The organism is Oceanobacillus luteolus (genome assembly GCF_023715655.1).
In the GTDB taxonomy this organism is placed as follows: domain Bacteria; phylum Bacillota; class Bacilli; order Bacillales; family Amphibacillaceae; genus Oceanobacillus; species Oceanobacillus luteolus.
The window spans coordinates 1-248 of sequence record NZ_JAMBON010000198.1 but is presented as its reverse complement, the minus strand read 5'-3'; the positions used below and the strand labels follow the sequence as shown (position 1 = coordinate 248).

1 protein-coding gene is annotated in these 248 nt (G+C 29.4%); it reads right to left on the bottom strand.

Annotated features, from left to right (window positions below; genetic code table 11):
- Positions 1 to 130: DUF4372 domain-containing protein (locus M3210_RS20340; RefSeq protein ID WP_251518120.1), on the bottom strand; the 130-nt coding region annotated here is incomplete at its 3' end.
- Positions 131 to 248 lie beyond the last annotated feature (118 nt).

The window sequence follows — 248 nt, the reverse complement described above, 5'->3', positions numbered from 1 at the left end:
AAAATGACTCTGTCGTTAGTTTTTTTGTATAGTAATCTAATTTCAACGTTTTCACACTTTCTTCAAATAATTGAAGATTGATTGGTGAAAACCATTGTCCAAATGAAGTTTTTCGTGTAACCTTATCCATGAGATTTGTCCTTTATTTTTGGATTTGGATGGGTTACCACCTGAATAAATCCATTATAAAGGACTTTTTATTTGCATTAAAGTAAATTAGCGAAAATTCGGGGTCTTGTTAATATTTA